The following is a 14,776-nucleotide window of genomic DNA, read 5'->3' as shown; positions in this document are numbered from 1 at the left end:
CAGGTCGCGTGGTTCGCCTTGCACGCTACCAGTCAGCAAGAATTGGTCCAGCACCACGAGGGGAGCCGTAATGGACTACCAGGGCGTTCTCACCGAGATCGCCGCCAGCGTCAAGGGATTGGTCGGCAGTGGGCAGGTCGCCGACTACATACCCGCGCTGAGCTCGGTCGACCCCGACCAGTTCGGCATCGCCGTGGCCGACGTGCACGGCGAGGTGCACGGGGTCGGCGACTGGCAGGTGCCGTTCAGCGTCCAGAGCGTGTCCAAGCCCTTCGCGCTGGCCCTGGCGCTGGCGCACAGCGGTGAGGGCATCTGGCGACGGGTCGGCCGCGAACCCTCCGGTACCGCCTTCAACTCGCTCGTGCAGCTCGAACACGAGCACGGCGTGCCGCGCAACCCGTTCATCAACGCGGGCGCCCTGGTGATCACCGACCACCTGGTGACGACCACCGGTGACGCCGGGACCGCCGTGCTCGACCTGCTGCGCGCCGAGAGCGGCAACCCGCACATCTCCGTGGACGAGGACGTGGCCATCTCCGAGCTGGCCAACGCGGACCGCAACGCCGCGCTGGCCCACCTGATGGCCAGCTACGGCAACATGGAGAACCCCGTACCAGTGGTGCTGGAGAACTACTTCTGGCAGTGCGCCGTGCGGATGAGCTGCCGCGACCTGGCCACCGCCGGCCTGTTCCTCGCCCGCGAGGGCGTGCGCGCCGACGGCTCGCGGCTGCTCTCGGGGAGCCTGACCAAGCGGGTCAACTCCGTGATGCTGACCTGCGGGACCTACGACGCCGCCGGGGACTTCGCCTACCGGGTCGGCCTGCCCGGCAAGAGCGGGGTCGGCGGCGGCATCCTCGCCGTCATCCCGAACCGCTGCGCGCTGTGCGTCTGGAGCCCCGGACTCGACGCCCGCGGCAACTCCGTCGCCGGGGTCGCCGCCCTGGAGGAGTTCACGACCCTGACGGGCTGGTCGGTGTTCTAGGGGCGGGCGGGAGCCTCGTGGCGCCCCGGCGCCCCGGGCGAGCGCCATGAAGGTGCCCTTTGGGACGCCCAACGTCGCAAACGGCACCTTCATGACGGTCCGCCCGCGTGGTGAACCCGCCGCGAAAGCCACCTTCACGGCGGTGCCGCACCGCAAGCGGGCCGCTCACCCCACACCCGCGCCACGAAAGTGCCCTTCAGGACACCCAACGTCCCAAACGGCACCTTCATGACAGCCCGCCCACGTGGTAGAACCCGCAGCGAAAGCCACCTTCGCTGCGCCCAGCGCCGCGAAAGCCACCTTCACGCGCACGTCCGAGCGAGACTCGCGCACCACACAGCGGGACTCAGGCGCGGCAAAACGGGACTCGCGCACCGAAAAGCGGACTCGCGCACCTCAGAGCGGGACTCACGCACCTCAGAGCGGGACTCACGCACCACAGCACGGGACTCGCCCGCCCCACACCGGGACTCGCCCACCCCACAGCGGGACTCACGCACCACAGCACGGGACTCACGCACCCCACACCGGGACTCACGCACCACAGCACGGGACTCACGCACCCCACACCGGGACTCGTCCTCCCCCGAGCGGGACTCGCGCTCCTCACACCGGGACTCACGCGCCCCAGAGCGGGACTCAGGCTCCGCACACCGGGACTCGCGCGCCCCACAGCGGGACTCGCGGTGTCCTGGCGTGTGCCCCGCCTCACCTCAGGTCGTGTACGGGGGTGAGCAGGGGGTCGGGGCGGACGAGGCGCCAGGGGCGGGCCAGGGTCGCGGCGGCGGTGAGCGAGGGCAGGACGCCGAGGGCGCGCAGCCCGAGCAGGGCGGCGCCCATGGCGGCGGGGGCGTCGTCGGCGACGATCTCCACGGGAACGCCCAGGGAGGTGGCCACGACCTCGGCGGCCATGGGGATGCGCAGCACTGCGGGGCCGGTGCGGACCAGGCGCACCTCGACCCCGGTGGCCAGCAGGTGCTCGCGGGCGGCGGACAGGCGCCGGCCGATGCGGTCCAGGCGGATCACGGTGCAGGGCTCGTCGTCCCCGGTGGCGCCGACGAGCCACAGGCCGTCGGCAACGCGGTGCCAGTGCACGCGGCCGTGGTCCCCGGGGCTGGCGGGACCGGCCAGCGCCGCGAGCACGGGACCGGACTCCAGGGTGACGGAGGCGGTGCCGGGCGCGGCCAGGCCCAGGCCCACGGCGGACAGGGCGTCCTGGGCGGCGCCGACCACGAGCGGCAGACCGCGGGGCAGGCCGAGCAGCTCGGCGGCTTCCCTGGACAGCGGCAACTGGTCGTTGGGGTCGGCGAGCGGGGGCAACCGGTCGGCGCCCACGCCCGCGACCCGCAGCGCCGTATCCGACCAGGCGGGCAGCTGGGTGTCGAGCAGACCGGCGGCCGAGGCGCTGGAGGTGTCGGCGAGCACGCGCCCGGACAGCCGTGACAGCACGAAGTCCTTGAGCTCGCACCAGCGCGCCACGCTGGCGAGCAGGTCGGGGGCGTGCGTGGCGAACCAGGCCAGCCGCACCAGGGCGGACCCGCCGTGCACCGGCACACCGGTCATGTGGTGCAGCTCGGCGCCGAGCTCGTGGCGGATGCGGGCGGCCAGCTGCGTGGTGCCCTCGTCGGCGCCGGTGAACACCGGGGTCACCGGCCGGTCGGCCTCGTCGGTGCCGAGCAGGGTGTCGCCCGCACCGGCGAAGCAGAGCCCGCGCACCGGCACGCCGCGCGCCTGACAGGCCAGCACCGTGCGCTCGATCGCCGCCAGCGTCACGTCCAGCGCCGCGTACGGGTCCAGCACCCCGGCGGGGTAGCGCAACTGCGTCGTCTCCAGCACGGTCAACTCGGTGCTGAGCGCGACCACCCGTGCCGCGTCCGCACCGACCTGCACGCCGAAGACGGCACCCGCTGCGCTCATGCCCTCCATCATGACGCCAAATCACCGTGCGTAGTTGACGAGTTGGCCGCCGATCGGGGCAACCTTCAGCGGGCCAGCCGGGGCAGCAGCGCCGCGGCGACGCCCACTCCGAGCGCGGCGGCCCCGACCAGCACCGCGAGATCCAGCGGCAGGGTCGCCGGGGTGCCGATCAGCAGTCCGCGCAGGGCGTCGACCTCGTAACTGAGCGGGTTCACGTGGTTGATCACCTGGAGCCAGCCGGGCATCAGCTGCACCGGGTACAGGGCGTTGGAGGCGAAGAACAGCGGCATGGTGATGGCCTGTCCGATGCCCATCAGCCGCTCGCGGGTGAGCACCAGCCCGGCGATGGTGATGGACAGGCAGCAGAAGAAGGCCGAACCGAGCACCACCACGAGCAGCACCGTGAGCAGCCGCAAGGGGTTCGCGGTCAGGCCGACGCCGAGCAGTGCGGACAGGACCAGCACGACGAGTGCCTGTAGGACGGCGCGCACCCCGGCAGCGAAGGCCTTGCCCGCCACCAGCGCGGCCCTGGGGGTGGGCGTGACCAGCAGCTTGGACAGCACGCCCGCGTCGCGCTCCCAGATGATCTGGATGCCGTAGAAGATCGACACGAACAGGGCGGACTGGGCGAGGATGCCCGGCGCCAGGTAGTCCAGGTACGGCAGGGACCCGGTCGGGATCACCCGCAGCCGGGTGAAGGTCTCGCCGAAGACCAGCAGCCACAGCGCGGGCTGGATGGCCCTGGTGACCAGCTCGGACCGGTCGTGGCGCAGCTTCTGCAACTCCACCAGGCACATCGTGGCCACGCGGGACACGAACAGCCTGGGCAGTACTCGGTCACCCCAGGCGGCGGGCGGTGCGGCGGGTGGCGCGGACATCGCGGATCCCCTTCGACGTGTCCTCGGTCAGGTCTCCCCCGGTGCGCGCGCGGAACACGTCCTCCAGGCTCGCGTGCTCGCCCACCTCGGCCCTGAGCTCGGCAGGGCTGCCGATGGCGGTGATCCGGCCGCGGTGCATCAGCGCGATCCGGTCGCAGTTCTGCTCCGCCTCGGCCATGTGGTGCGTGGTCACCAGCACGGTCATGCCGGTGTCCGCCCGGACCTGGCCGATGCGCTCCCACACCCCGGCGCGGGCGATCGGGTCCAGGCCGATGGTCGGCTCGTCCAGCACCAGGAGCCGAGGGGTGCTCACCAGCGCCTGGGCCAGTTCCAGCCTGCGGATCATGCCGCCGGAGTAGGTGGCGGCCCGCCGGTCGGCCACCTCCAGCAGGCCCACCGCGCCCAGCACGGAGCCGACCTGCTCGGCGCGTGCCGCCCTCGGCACGTCGAACAGCCGCGCGAACAGGGCCACGTTCTCCCGGCCGGTCAGCGTGGCGTCGGCGGACAACTGCTGCGGCACGTAGCCGACAAGCCTGCGCACGGCCAGCTTCTCGCGGGCCACGTCGGTGCCGAACACGCGGATCGCGCCCGGCGGGGCGGGCAGCAGGGTGGTGATCATGCGGATGGTGGTCGTCTTGCCCGCGCCGTTCGGGCCGAGCAGCCCGAACACCTCGCCGGGCGCCACCTCCAGATCCAGGTCGTCCACGGCCACGGTCCGCCCGAAGCTGTGCCGCACCCCGGTGCAGCTCACCGCGTTCACGAGTCGGCCTCCAAGCGGGTGATCAGCCTGCGCAGCGCGGGCAGGGCCTGGCCGATGGCCGCGCGGTCGGCGGGGTCCAGGTCCGCCAGCGCCGCGCCGACCAGCTCGGTGCGGGCCTGCCGCCAGGCGGCGAGCCGCTGCTCGGCGGCCTCGGTGACGTACAGCCGGGCGTTGCGGCGGTCGTCCGGATCGGTCTCGCGGCGCAGCAGGTCCTGGTCCACCAACTGGTTGACCAGGGTGCTGACCGAGTTGCGGGCCAGGTGCAGTTCGGCAGCCGCAGCGGCGACGCCGAGACCGGGCCTGGCCGAGGCCACGCGCAGCAACTCCACCTGGGCGCCGCGCAGCCGAGGGCCGGTCAGCCCGGCCTGCAACCGCCGCCGGACCAGCCTGCGCAGCCCGGTGGTGACGGTCATCAGTTCGTCGGCGCTCGCGGTCACCGGGCCAGAATAGCTCTCATTAGGATCTAATCCTAGTGAGATCCTTCCAGGGAGATCAGCAGGGTCCGCAGGTCCTCGTTCATCCGGGCCTGACGCTCGGGATCCAGAGCGGAGAGCATCGCCAGTTCCGCACGGGTCTTGGTGCCGAACACCTGGGTGGCCCGCTCACGCCCCTGCTCGGTCAGCGCCACGAGCACGACTCGCCGGTCGGACTCGTCGAGCTGGCGGCTCACCCAGCCCTTGCGCTCCAGTTGGCTGACCCGGTTGGTCACCGCACCCGAGGTCAGCTGCATCTGCGTCATCAGCTCGCCCGCGGTGAGCCGCTGCTTCGGCTCGGCGCGGCGCAGGCAGGCCAGCAGTTCCAGCTCCCACAGCTCGATGCCGTGCGGGGCCAGCTCGCGCTTGATCTCGGTCTCCAGCCGGTGCGCGACCCGCCGCAGCCGGTAGGCCAGCGCCTTGGCAGCCAGTTCCTCCGGGCTGTGCGTGCCCACGAGGTGGTCGGTCAGATCGTCGATGTGGTCACGGGACTGCGCCATCAGCCGATCGTAGCAATACCTTGACGTTCATATGAATGCTCATTATCTTCACGTTCATACAACTTGATTGGGGGCTCGATGCACTCCGCACTGCGCGAGCGGCTCGGCGCGGCGGTCACGGTGGCGGGCATCGCCGCCGCGGTGCCGTCCATCCAGCAGACCGTCTCGCACATCACCGACGACACCTACCGGGCGCCAGAGGTCCGGCACGGGGAGGGCCACGTGCAGTACCACATGGCCCGCGAGGCACTGATCACCGTGGGCAGCATCGGCGCGATCGGCGTCGGACTGCTGGCGGGGCCACGAAGGGGACGCCCGCTGTGGTGGGCGATGGCAAGCGCCGCAACGGGTTTCGCCGCGGCGATGTGGTCGGGTGGGCCGACCACCGGCAAGTGGGCGCCCAACCGCACGGCGCTGCTGGTGCACCTCGCGTCCACCACGGGGCTCGCGGTCGGCATCGCCCTGCTGCGGCCCGGCAGGGAGCGGTCATGAACGCGGAGGTGGTCGTCGCGGGCGGCGGGCCGGTCGGCCTGATGACCGCCGCACTGCTGAACGCGGCCGGGGTTTCCGTGCTGGTGCTGGAAAAGCTGGACAGGCCCACCACACAGTCGCGGGCGACGACCCTGCACCCGCGCTCGCTGGAGGTGTTCTCGGCGCTGCCCGGCCTCGCCGAGAGGCTGATCGAGCTGGGACGGCCCGTGTCCGGCACGCACTTCGCGGTGCTGCCGGACCTGCTCGACCTCACCGGCCTGGACACGCGCTACCCGTTCACCCTCCTGGTGCCGCAGGTCCGGACCGAACGCCTGCTGGCCGAACACCTGGCCACCTCGGGCGTGGTCGTGCTGCGCGGCACCGAGGTCACCGGCCTCGAACAGGACGCCGAGGGCGTGCGGGTCCTCGCGGGCGGCCAGGTGCACCACGGGCGCTACCTGGTCGGCGCGGACGGGGCGCACAGCGCGGTGCGCAAGCTCGCGGGCATCGAGTTCCCCGGCCGGGAACCGACCATGTGCGGGTTCCTGGCCGACGTGGAACTGGCCGAAGCCCCGCCGCGAACACACCAGTGGCGGCACGACACCGGCTGGCTCAGCGCGGTGCGCCTGACCGACGGGGTGCACCGGTTGTTCGGCGCCGAACCGGGTGACACCGGGCTGAGCCCCGAGCAGGTGCGCGAGCGGCAGGCCGAGCCGCTGACCGAGGGGGAACTGCGCGCGGTCCTGCGGCGCGTCGTGGGCACCGACTTCGGCCTGCGCGCGGTCCACTGGACCTCGCGGGCCAACGACTCGACCCGGCACGCGGCGACCTTCCGCAGCGGGCGGGTCCTGCTGGCCGGGGACGCGGCGCACGTGCACCTGCCCGCCGGTGGTCAGGGCCTGAACGTGGGCCTTCAGGACGCGACGAACCTGGCCTGGAAGCTGGCGGCCGAGCTGCGCGGCTGGGCACCGGAGGGCCTGCTGGACAGCTACGACGCCGAGCGCAGGCCGATCGCCGAGAAGCTGGCCGCCAACACCCTGGCGCAGTCCGCGCTGATGACCACCTTCACCCCGGCGGGCGGGGCGCTGCGCGACCTGGTGAGCGGGTTGATCGCGGACGGCACGCTCACCTCGGAGCTGGCGGGCTGGATCTCCGGTATCGCCGTGCGCTACCCGGCCCCGCCCGGGGCGCACCCGCTGGTGGGCGCGCGCTGGCCCGAGGCGATCGGCCTGCCCGTGGACCGCATGACCAAGGTGGACTTCACCCCCGACCACCGGCTGGGCTGGCGGCCCGCGCGGCCTTGGCAGGGCCTGGCCGCGGCCGTGATCCGGCCCGACGGTCACGTGGCCCAGGCGTGGGACAGCGCCGAGGACGCGCTCAGTCAGCTCGGGAACCTCGCCGGTACAGGGTGAACACGACGGCCACGCCCACGGCCAGCACCAGGGTCGTGGCCAGGCTGCCCTCCAGGCCGAAGCCGCCACCGGTGAGCAGTTCGGTGGCGGCACCGGTGTTCCTGGTGTGCAGCAGGCTGGTCCGCACCTCGTTGCCGGACACCAACACGCCGAAGACGTTGCCCTGGGTCCAGTTCCACACCGCGTGCCAGGCGCAGGCGCCCCACAGGCCGCCCTCCCACAGCGCCCAGCCCGCCAGGAACACCGCGAACAGCAGCAGGTTGAGCACCGGCAGTGCGCTGAACCCGTCCGGGTTGGCCAGGTGCAGCGCGGTGAAGACCACCGCCTGCACCGCCACCGCCGCGGGCAGGCCCCACTTGCGGTGCGCCGCCTGCATCAGCAGCCCGCGGCACAGCACCTCCTCGGTGGAGCCCTGCACGCAGAACCCGAGCAGCGCCAGCAGCACCCCGCCGGTCATGGACGCGTCGAACCCGCCGTCGAACCGCAACTGACCCGCCGCAAACCCGATCAGCACCACCACGCCGAACATGGCGAACCCCGCGACCGCCCCCGGCACGGCCCGCACCGGCGAGGTCTGGAAGCCGACCGTGGCGATCGGACGGCCCTCGCGCCAGCGGACCCAGGCGAGCACGAGCAACAGGGTCGCGCCGAACGCGACCACGGTGGCGAACAGCTGCCCCGGCAGGCTGGCGAAGGTCAGCGGGATGCCCAGCAGAGCCGAGAGCAGGCCCGCGATCACCATCTGGCCCAGCAGGAACGCCGCCAACAGCACCAGTACCGCGGTGATCGGCCCGGTCGGCCTGCGCGCGGAGTTCATCCCGTCCAGCAACGGGTTCGTCATGCTGTGCTTCCCCTCGTGTGCGGTACTCGCGTGCCCCCGAAAGCTGCCCTTCCCGGCACACCCGCCCACGCTAACGTCGATCCATGCGGATCGCGGTCGCTCTGCTGCTCGTGTCGGCGCTGACGGCACCCACTCAGGTGTGCACCCTCTACTGCGACACGCGAGATCCCTCGCTGGCGCACCAGGAGACCTTCCCGGTCGGTACGAAGGTCCTGAACGGGCGGCAGGTGCGGCTGCACGTGGACGAGGCCGACGGCATGGCGTGGGCCAGCATCGACAACGGCGTGCTGAACGACTCGGTGTGGCTGGACAGGTCCTGGGACGGCGGCAAGACCTGGGACGGCCTGCTCGGCAAGGCCGCCATACCCGGCTCGTGGACCGGCACGCGGACGCTGATGTTCAACATGTACGACCCCAGCCACCACCGACGTGGCGTGGTCCGTGCATGTGGGGACGCACAGGGCGTCGGCTGCACCGAGTGGGCTTACACAAATGTCTGTGACCAGTTCTGTGACGGCCGCGACGCGGGCTCAGCCGCGGGCGACACCCAGCCGGTGCCTGCGGCCACGTTGAACGGTCGGCGGTTCTCGCTGCACGTGGACAACACCGGCATGGCGTGGACCGCCGTGGCGGGTGGGCGGGCCGGTGACGAGGTGTGGCTGGACCGCTCCTGGGACGCGGGCGCCAGCTGGCCGGACGGGTCCTCGTTGGGCCGCACCACGAACTCCCGGACCGCCATGTACGCCACGCGGGACCCACGCGGGTGGCTGTACGGCGGGGCGGTGCGGGCCTGTGGCCGCGCCGTGGAGGGCCAGAACGGCAGTTGCACCGCGTGGGCCCGGCCCGCGGCCGACCCGGTGTCGGCGGCCACCGAGGCGCTGGCCGCCGACTACGACCCGGCAACCGGCTGGTGGCCGTCCAGCTGGTGGAACTCCGCCGTGGCCCTGACCACGCTGACGGACTCGTTGGCCCGCACCGGCAACACCGGCCTGCGCTGGATGATCGACCGCACCTTCACGGTCAACCGGGGCACGTTCCCCGCCGGGCAGCGCGGCTCGGACCCGATCGAGGGCGACTTCCGCAGCCGGGCGATCGACGACACCGCGTGGTGGGGCCTCGCCTGGCTCAACGCCTACGACCTGACCAGGGACCGGCGCTACCTGGACGAGGCGGTGGTCATCGCGGACTACGTCGGCGGCTACTGGGACACCGGCACCTGTGGCGGCGGCGTGTGGTGGGACCGCGAGCGGACGTACAAGAACGCCGTGACCAACGGGTTGTGGGTCCGGCTGACCGCCGCGCTGCACAACCGCCTGCCCGGGGACACGGCGTGGCTGGCACGGGCACGGACCGCTTGGACCTGGCTCGACCACAGCGGCATGATCAACTCATCCGGTCTGGTCAACGACGGGCTGACCTCGTCCTGCGCCAACAACGGCGGCACCGTGTGGAGCTACAACCAGGGGCTGGCCATCGGCGGCGCGGTCGAGCTGTGGCGGGCCACCGGGGACACCTCGGTGCTCGACCGCGCCCGCACCCTCGCCGGGGCCGCTGCCACCAGTCCTGCCCTGACCCGCAACGGGATCCTCACCGAGTCGTGCGAGCCGAACTGCGACGACAACGCCAAGCAGTTCAAGGGCGTGTTCGCCCGCTACTTCGGCGAGTTCGCACGGGCCACCGGCTCGTACCAGGACTACGCGCGCCGCCAGGCCGAGGCCGCCTGGTCCACCCGCGACTCCCTGAACCGGCTAGGCCTGCGCTGGTCCGGGCAAGCCCCCAACCCCCAGGACTGGCGCACCCAAGCCAGCGCCCTGGAAGCCCTCCTCTGGTGAGGGCACGCCGAGCCCCGGGGTGCGCGAGTCCCGCTCTGAGGCGCGCGAGGTCCGGTCAGGGGAACACGAGTCCCGCTCTGGGGTGCGCGAGTCCCGGTCAGGGGCGTGCGAATCCCGCTGAGCCGCAAGTGAGTCCCGGTGAGGGGCGCGCGAGTCCCGGCGAGAGGTGCGTGAGTCCCGGTCAGAGGTGCGCGAGTCCCGGCGAGAAGGGCACGAGGCCCGGCCACGAGCACACGAGTCCCGCTCTGCGGTGCGCGAGTTCCGGCCAGGAGCGCGCGAATCCCGCCCAGGGACACACGAGTCCCGGCCAGAGGCGCACGAATCCCGCCCAGCCGCATACGACCTCCGGTCTGAGGCGCGCGAAACCCGGTCAACCGAACACGAAACCCGGCCAGGGGCACACGAGTCCCACTGAGCCGCAAACGAACCCCGTCTGAGGCACACGAATTCCGTTCAGGGGCACACGAATCCCGCCCAGGGGCGCGCGAATCCCGCGCTGAGGCGCTCGAGTCCCGGCCAGGAGCACACGAACCCCGGCCAGGAGCGCCCAAGTCCCGCCAAACGGCACGCCAGTTCGGCCGAGGGCACGGCCCACCGCCATGCCACGAAGGTGGCCTTCGAGACGTTCACCGTCATGAAGGGCACCTTCATGACACGGGGCCCCGGCCCGGCGAGCCCGCTCAGGGCCCGCGCCGCCGCGTCGTGGCACCACCGAGACCCGCAGCGAAAGGACCATTCGCTGCGTTCAACGCAGTGAAAGCCACCTTCACGCGACCCGCGCGCCCGCTCAGTTGCCCGGCGCCCCCTGCCCGCCGCCCTGTTGGGCCAGCGCGCGGTCCAGCACGGAGGTGGCGGTGCCGGTGTCCCCGGCCAGCTTGGCGATGACGGTGACCGTGTCCCCGGTCTTCACGGCGCTGATCTGGTCGTCGCCGTTGTCCACGAGGGTGGACGAGTCGACGGTGTAGGTCTTGGTGTACCCGTCCTCGCTGGCGGTGGTGATCGAGGTGGCGCTGACGGCGGTGACCTTGCCGGTCTGCATGCGCTCGGTGACGTAGCTGCCGTTGTCGGCGACGGTGAAGTCCCCGTGCAGGGCGTTGCCGAGCCCGCCCGCGCCGCCCATCATGCCGCCGCGACCGCCCATGCCGCCGGGGCCACCGCCCTGACCGCCGCCGAAGCCGCCGGGGCCCGCGCCCTGCTGGCTGCTGCCTGTGCCGCCCGCGAGCTTGGTGATGGCGAAGCCGCCGCCGACCGCGACCACGACGGCGAGGCCGACCACCAGTGCGGTCCTGCCCGCCGACCAGCGCGGCTTGGGCTGCGCGGGGGCGGCCTGCGGTGCCGGGGCGCCCCACACGGGTTCGGTCTGCTGGGTTTCCATGTCACTCCTCTGGCCGGTTCGGCTGGTGAACTCCAACCTGGCCAGGCAAGCTGTGCGTGAGCTGTGCCGACGATAGGTGGTACCTGTGACGCCGAAGCACAGGGAACGCACAGCCGCGGTTCAGCACTGGCTCAGTCGCGCCGGTGAGGATGGGGACATGTCCACACCGAACGGCGAGTTGCGCAGGGCGGACGGCGGTCAGGTCCGGGTGCTGGTCGTCGACGACGAGGCGGCCCTGTCCGAACTGCTGGCGATGGCCCTGCGCTACGAGGGCTGGGCGGTGCGCGGGGCGGCCGATGGCGGCACGGCGGTGCGGGTGGCCAGGGAGTTCCGTCCGGACGCGGTGGTGTTGGACGTGATGCTGCCCGACTTCGACGGGCTGGAGGTGCTGCGCAGGCTGCGCGCGGAACGCCCGGAGCTGCCGGTGCTGTTCCTGACCGCCAAGGACGCGCTGGAGGACCGGATCGCCGGGCTGACGGTGGGCGGGGACGACTACGTCACCAAGCCGTTCAGCATCGAGGAGCTGGTGCTGCGCCTGCGTTCCCTGCTGCGGCGCACGCACGCGGTGTCCTCGGCGGCCAGCTCGCGCATCGTGGTCGGCGACCTGGTGCTGGACGAGGACAGCCGCGAGGTCAGCAGGGCCGGGGAGCACGTGCAGCTGACCGCCACCGAGTTCGAGCTGCTGCGCTACCTGATGCGCAACCCGCGCCGGGTGCTGAGCAAGGCGCAGATCCTGGACCGGGTCTGGGAGTACGACTTCGGCGGGCAGGCGAACATCGTGGAGCTGTACATCTCCTACCTGCGCAAGAAGATCGACGTGGGCCGGGAGCCGATGATCCACACCATGCGCGGAGCCGGTTACGTGCTGCGGCCGAGCGGGGCCGAGGCGGGCTGACCGGTCATCCTGCGCTCGGCGGCGGCCAGCTCGGCGGTGCTGGGCCGGGTGAGCTCGGCGGCCAGGTGCGCGTCGGGGCGGACGAGCTGGACCGCTCCGGGCGCGAGCCGGTCGGTAACGACAACACGCAGGTTTGTCGTTACGGGCACCCCGGGTGCGGTCAGCACGAGACCACCCAGCCGGGCGAGCTGGCGCGCAGTCGTGCCGGCACAGGGGAAGTCGGGAATGAGTGAGCCCTCGGTGCCGGGTGTGGTCAGCGGGGAGTCCCGGTACGAGAACGGCTCCGACAGCCTGCCGGAGTCGACCAGCGGCCAGGCCGCGGGATCGGTGGCGGCGCGGGCCAGCACTTCTTCGCGGTACTGGCGCTGGCGCTCGTCCTGGGGCACGAGGAAGTCCATGGTGGCACTGGTGACGGCGAGGTTCTCCAGCGCGGCGGCACGGCGTTCCAGGTGGTAGGTCTCCAGCAACCCGGGCGGGGCCAGGCCGTACAGCACGTGGGCGAGCTTCCACGCGGCGTTCTCGGCGTCGGCGACCCCGGAGTTCAGGCCACGCGCCCCGAACGGGGAGTAGACGTGCGCGCAGTCCCCGGCCAGCAGCACCCTGCCGACCAGGAACCGATCGGCCACTTTGGACTGGAACCGGTAGACCGAGCGCCACAGCACCCGGTACGGCACCTCACCGAGGATCGCCCGCACCTTCTCGTCCAGCTCGGCGGGCCCCGGCTCGGCCCCGGCCGGGATCTGCCAGTCGATGCGGAACGTGCCGCCGGGGCACGGGTGGACCAGCACCTGACGGCCCGGGTTGCCCGCGGGGTCGAAGTGGAAGCGCCGCTCCTGGGCCCAGCCGGGCAGGTCGGCGGCCAGGTCGCAGATCAGGAACCGGTCGGAGAAGCTCTGCCCGGCAAGGGAAACGCCGAGCTGGGCACGCAGGTCCGCACCGTGCACGCCGGTGCACAGCACGGCGTAGTCGGCGGCGATCCCGCCCGCGCGCACGCCGTTCGCGTCCTGGCTCAGCTCACGGACCTCGTGGTCCCAGCGCACCTCGATCAGCGGCTGCTGGGCGATCAGCTCGTCCAGGATCTGCTCGGTGCGGGCCTGGGACAGGTTCACGAAGGGCGGGAACGGGGACTGGCCCGGATCGGTCAGCTCCCGGCAGAACAGCTCGCGGTCGCGGTGGAAGGTCCTGGCCCGCGACCAGGTCAGCCCCGCATCGGCGATGCGCCGGCCCGCACCGACCGACTCCCAGATGTCCAGCACGTCCCGCTGCTGGCAGATCGCCTTGGAGCCAACCGGGTCGCGGGCCGGGCGCCGGTCCACCAGCACCACGGACACACCTCGCTTCGCCAGCAGCAGCGCGGTGCTCTGCCCGACCGGCCCGTTGCCGATGACAACGACCCGGCCGGTCATCCCTGCAACTCCTCCCAGACCTCGCGGTCGCGCTGGGCGGTCCAGATCCTCGGACGCTCCACACCGGACAGTTCGTCCCACAGCCGGGACACGTCGAAGGGCAGGCAGTGCTCGAAGATCGGCCAGCGCCCGTAGCGGTCGACCAGCGCGGCGTGCGTGGCCTGGAACGCCTCGCGCAGCGTGCCACCCCTGGCCTGCACGGCGCCGACCTCGCGGAGCATGACCTCCAGGAAGTGCCGGGTCTGCGCGACCGCCGCTGTCACGGCATCAGCGCCCTGCGCGACCGCTCCCCTGCCGCCGATCAGCGTCTCGGCGCCGAACGCGGCGACGTTGTCCAAAGTGGACGTCGACCAGTCGCGGTGGAAGGCGTCACCGGTGTAGAGCGCGGCCTGCGCCTCGACCAGGTCGCCAGCGAACAGGATGCGCTGCTGGGGCAGCCAGGCCACGATGTCACCCTCGGTGTGGCCGCGTCCGCAGTGGCGCAGCACCAGGTCACCGCGGTCCCCGCCGAGCGGGATGGTCAGCGAGTCGGAGAAGGTCAGCGTGGGCCAGGTCAGGCCGGGAATCGAGGCGGGCTCGTCGAACAGTCGGGGCATGCGGCCGAACTCGGAGTCCCAGTCCTGCTTGCCGCGCTCGGCGATCAGCGCGCGGGTGTTGTCGTGCGTGACGACCACCTCGGCGTCGAAGGCGGAGGCACCCAGCACGCGGACCGCGTGGTAGTGCGAGAGCACCAGGTAGCGCACCGGTTTGTCGGTGTGCTCGCGCAGCCGGGCCAGCCACTTGCGGGCCGCGACCGGGGTGGCCAGCGCCTCGAAGCAGACCAGGAAGTCCTCGCCCTCGATCGCCCCCACGTTGGGATCGCCCTCGGCGGTCAGCGCGTAGACACCCTCGGCGAGGACCTCCAGGGTCTGCTCCTTGGCCTGCACGTCGGCGGACGAGGCGAACGGCTTGGCTGCCATGAACCCTCCGATCATCAAGGCTTTGACTATCTCGCACCCTAGGGCCTCCCGGCCGGTCCTGGGAAGCCCCCTTGC

The 14,776-nt window shown here is 72.2% G+C and carries 14 protein-coding genes; 5 read left to right on the top strand and 9 right to left on the bottom strand.

The window, feature by feature from the left end:
• Positions 1–70: 70 nt before the first annotated feature.
• A complete protein-coding gene (locus tag KALB_RS11295; RefSeq protein ID WP_025355830.1) occupies positions 71–982 on the top strand; it encodes a glutaminase in 912 nt (303 codons plus the stop codon).
• Positions 983–1,690: 708 nt separating this feature from the next.
• Here KALB_RS11295 and KALB_RS11290 read toward each other — a convergent pair.
• The 5 genes from KALB_RS11290 to KALB_RS11270 all read right to left on the bottom strand — a co-directional run bounded on the left by KALB_RS11290 (position 1,691) and on the right by KALB_RS11270 (position 5,510).
• On the bottom strand, positions 1,691–2,899 hold the full coding sequence (locus KALB_RS11290; RefSeq protein ID WP_025355829.1) for an FGGY family carbohydrate kinase: 1,209 nt from the start codon (positions 2,897–2,899) through the stop codon (positions 1,691–1,693).
• Between the two features lie 65 nt (positions 2,900–2,964).
• Positions 2,965–3,777 carry an ABC transporter permease gene (locus KALB_RS11285; protein WP_025355828.1) on the bottom strand — a complete coding sequence of 271 codons (813 nt, stop codon included), beginning with the start codon at positions 3,775–3,777 and terminating at the stop codon, positions 2,965–2,967.
• Positions 3,737–4,537, bottom strand: a complete 801-nt coding sequence (locus KALB_RS11280) for an ABC transporter ATP-binding protein (protein ID WP_025355827.1) — start codon at positions 4,535–4,537, stop codon at positions 3,737–3,739. Before KALB_RS11280 ends, KALB_RS11285 begins: the two co-directional genes overlap by 41 nt.
• Positions 4,534–4,974, bottom strand: a complete 441-nt coding sequence (locus tag KALB_RS11275; RefSeq protein WP_025355826.1) for a MarR family winged helix-turn-helix transcriptional regulator — start codon at positions 4,972–4,974, stop codon at positions 4,534–4,536. The genes KALB_RS11280 and KALB_RS11275 overlap by 4 nt, the downstream gene beginning before the upstream one ends.
• Before the next feature lie 32 nt (positions 4,975–5,006).
• Entirely contained in the window at positions 5,007–5,510 is a 504-nt protein-coding gene (locus KALB_RS11270) for a MarR family winged helix-turn-helix transcriptional regulator (protein WP_025355825.1), read from the bottom strand.
• Between the two features lie 78 nt (positions 5,511–5,588).
• Here KALB_RS11270 and KALB_RS11265 point away from each other — a divergent pair, with 78 nt between their 5' ends.
• Both KALB_RS11265 and KALB_RS11260 read left to right on the top strand, forming a co-directional pair.
• Complete coding sequence (locus KALB_RS11265; RefSeq protein WP_025355824.1) at positions 5,589–6,002, top strand: hypothetical protein; 414 nt, start codon at positions 5,589–5,591, stop codon at positions 6,000–6,002.
• A complete protein-coding gene (locus tag KALB_RS11260; protein ID WP_025355823.1) occupies positions 5,999–7,393 on the top strand; it encodes an FAD-dependent monooxygenase in 1,395 nt (464 codons plus the stop codon). The genes KALB_RS11265 and KALB_RS11260 overlap by 4 nt, the downstream gene beginning before the upstream one ends.
• Here the strand turns inward: KALB_RS11260 and KALB_RS11255 are convergent.
• Entirely contained in the window at positions 7,359–8,234 is an 876-nt protein-coding gene (locus KALB_RS11255; protein WP_025355822.1) for a CPBP family intramembrane glutamic endopeptidase, read from the bottom strand. The two genes, KALB_RS11260 and KALB_RS11255, sit on opposite strands and share 35 nt — an antisense overlap.
• An 83-nt stretch (positions 8,235–8,317) precedes the next feature.
• Here KALB_RS11255 and KALB_RS11250 point away from each other — a divergent pair, with 83 nt between their 5' ends.
• Entirely contained in the window at positions 8,318–10,066 is a 1,749-nt protein-coding gene (locus KALB_RS11250) for a glycoside hydrolase family 76 protein (protein WP_025355821.1), read from the top strand.
• Positions 10,067–10,853: 787 nt separating this feature from the next.
• Here the strand turns inward: KALB_RS11250 and KALB_RS47540 are convergent.
• The gene (locus KALB_RS47540) at positions 10,854–11,441 is read right to left on the bottom strand and encodes a hypothetical protein (protein WP_025355820.1); all 588 of its coding nucleotides are present in this window, start codon (positions 11,439–11,441) and stop codon (positions 10,854–10,856) included.
• A 157-nt stretch (positions 11,442–11,598) separates the two neighbouring features.
• On the opposite strand from KALB_RS47540, the gene KALB_RS11240 reads away from it, so the two are divergent.
• Complete coding sequence (locus KALB_RS11240; RefSeq protein WP_025355819.1) at positions 11,599–12,336, top strand: response regulator transcription factor; 738 nt, start codon at positions 11,599–11,601, stop codon at positions 12,334–12,336.
• Here KALB_RS11240 and KALB_RS11235 read toward each other — a convergent pair.
• Entirely contained in the window at positions 12,300–13,742 is a 1,443-nt protein-coding gene (locus KALB_RS11235; protein ID WP_025355818.1) for an FAD-dependent monooxygenase, read from the bottom strand. The genes KALB_RS11240 and KALB_RS11235 overlap by 37 nt on opposite strands.
• Positions 13,739–14,701, bottom strand: a complete 963-nt coding sequence (locus KALB_RS11230) for an MBL fold metallo-hydrolase (protein ID WP_030108965.1) — start codon at positions 14,699–14,701, stop codon at positions 13,739–13,741. Before KALB_RS11230 ends, KALB_RS11235 begins: the two co-directional genes overlap by 4 nt.
• Positions 14,702–14,776: the final 75 nt, after the last annotated feature.

The sequence above is a fragment of the Kutzneria viridogrisea DSM 43870 genome, from assembly GCF_000525635.1.
Taxonomy (GTDB): Bacteria; Actinomycetota; Actinomycetes; order Mycobacteriales; family Pseudonocardiaceae; genus Kutzneria; species Kutzneria viridogrisea.
This window is presented reverse-complemented; position numbering and strand designations above follow the sequence as displayed.

What these genes read in the sequence shown, in the direction of transcription:
- KALB_RS11295 (WP_025355830.1), top strand. Translation starts at nt 71, where the DNA reads ATGGACTACCAGGGCGTTCTCACCGAGATCGCCGCCAGCGTCAAGGGA.
- KALB_RS11290 (WP_025355829.1), bottom strand. Translation starts at nt 2,899, where the DNA reads ATGAGCGCAGCGGGTGCCGTCTTCGGCGTGCAGGTCGGTGCGGACGCG.
- KALB_RS11285 (WP_025355828.1), bottom strand. Translation starts at nt 3,777, where the DNA reads ATGTCCGCGCCACCCGCCGCACCGCCCGCCGCCTGGGGTGACCGAGTA.
- KALB_RS11270 (WP_025355825.1), bottom strand. Translation starts at nt 5,510, where the DNA reads ATGGCGCAGTCCCGTGACCACATCGACGATCTGACCGACCACCTCGTG.
- KALB_RS11265 (WP_025355824.1), top strand. Translation starts at nt 5,589, where the DNA reads ATGCACTCCGCACTGCGCGAGCGGCTCGGCGCGGCGGTCACGGTGGCG.
- KALB_RS11260 (WP_025355823.1), top strand. Translation starts at nt 5,999, where the DNA reads ATGAACGCGGAGGTGGTCGTCGCGGGCGGCGGGCCGGTCGGCCTGATG.
- KALB_RS11255 (WP_025355822.1), bottom strand. Translation starts at nt 8,234, where the DNA reads ATGACGAACCCGTTGCTGGACGGGATGAACTCCGCGCGCAGGCCGACC.
- KALB_RS11250 (WP_025355821.1), top strand. Translation starts at nt 8,318, where the DNA reads ATGCGGATCGCGGTCGCTCTGCTGCTCGTGTCGGCGCTGACGGCACCC.
- KALB_RS47540 (WP_025355820.1), bottom strand. Translation starts at nt 11,441, where the DNA reads ATGGAAACCCAGCAGACCGAACCCGTGTGGGGCGCCCCGGCACCGCAG.
- KALB_RS11240 (WP_025355819.1), top strand. Translation starts at nt 11,599, where the DNA reads ATGTCCACACCGAACGGCGAGTTGCGCAGGGCGGACGGCGGTCAGGTC.
- KALB_RS11235 (WP_025355818.1), bottom strand. Translation starts at nt 13,742, where the DNA reads ATGACCGGCCGGGTCGTTGTCATCGGCAACGGGCCGGTCGGGCAGAGC.
- KALB_RS11230 (WP_030108965.1), bottom strand. Translation starts at nt 14,701, where the DNA reads ATGGCAGCCAAGCCGTTCGCCTCGTCCGCCGACGTGCAGGCCAAGGAG.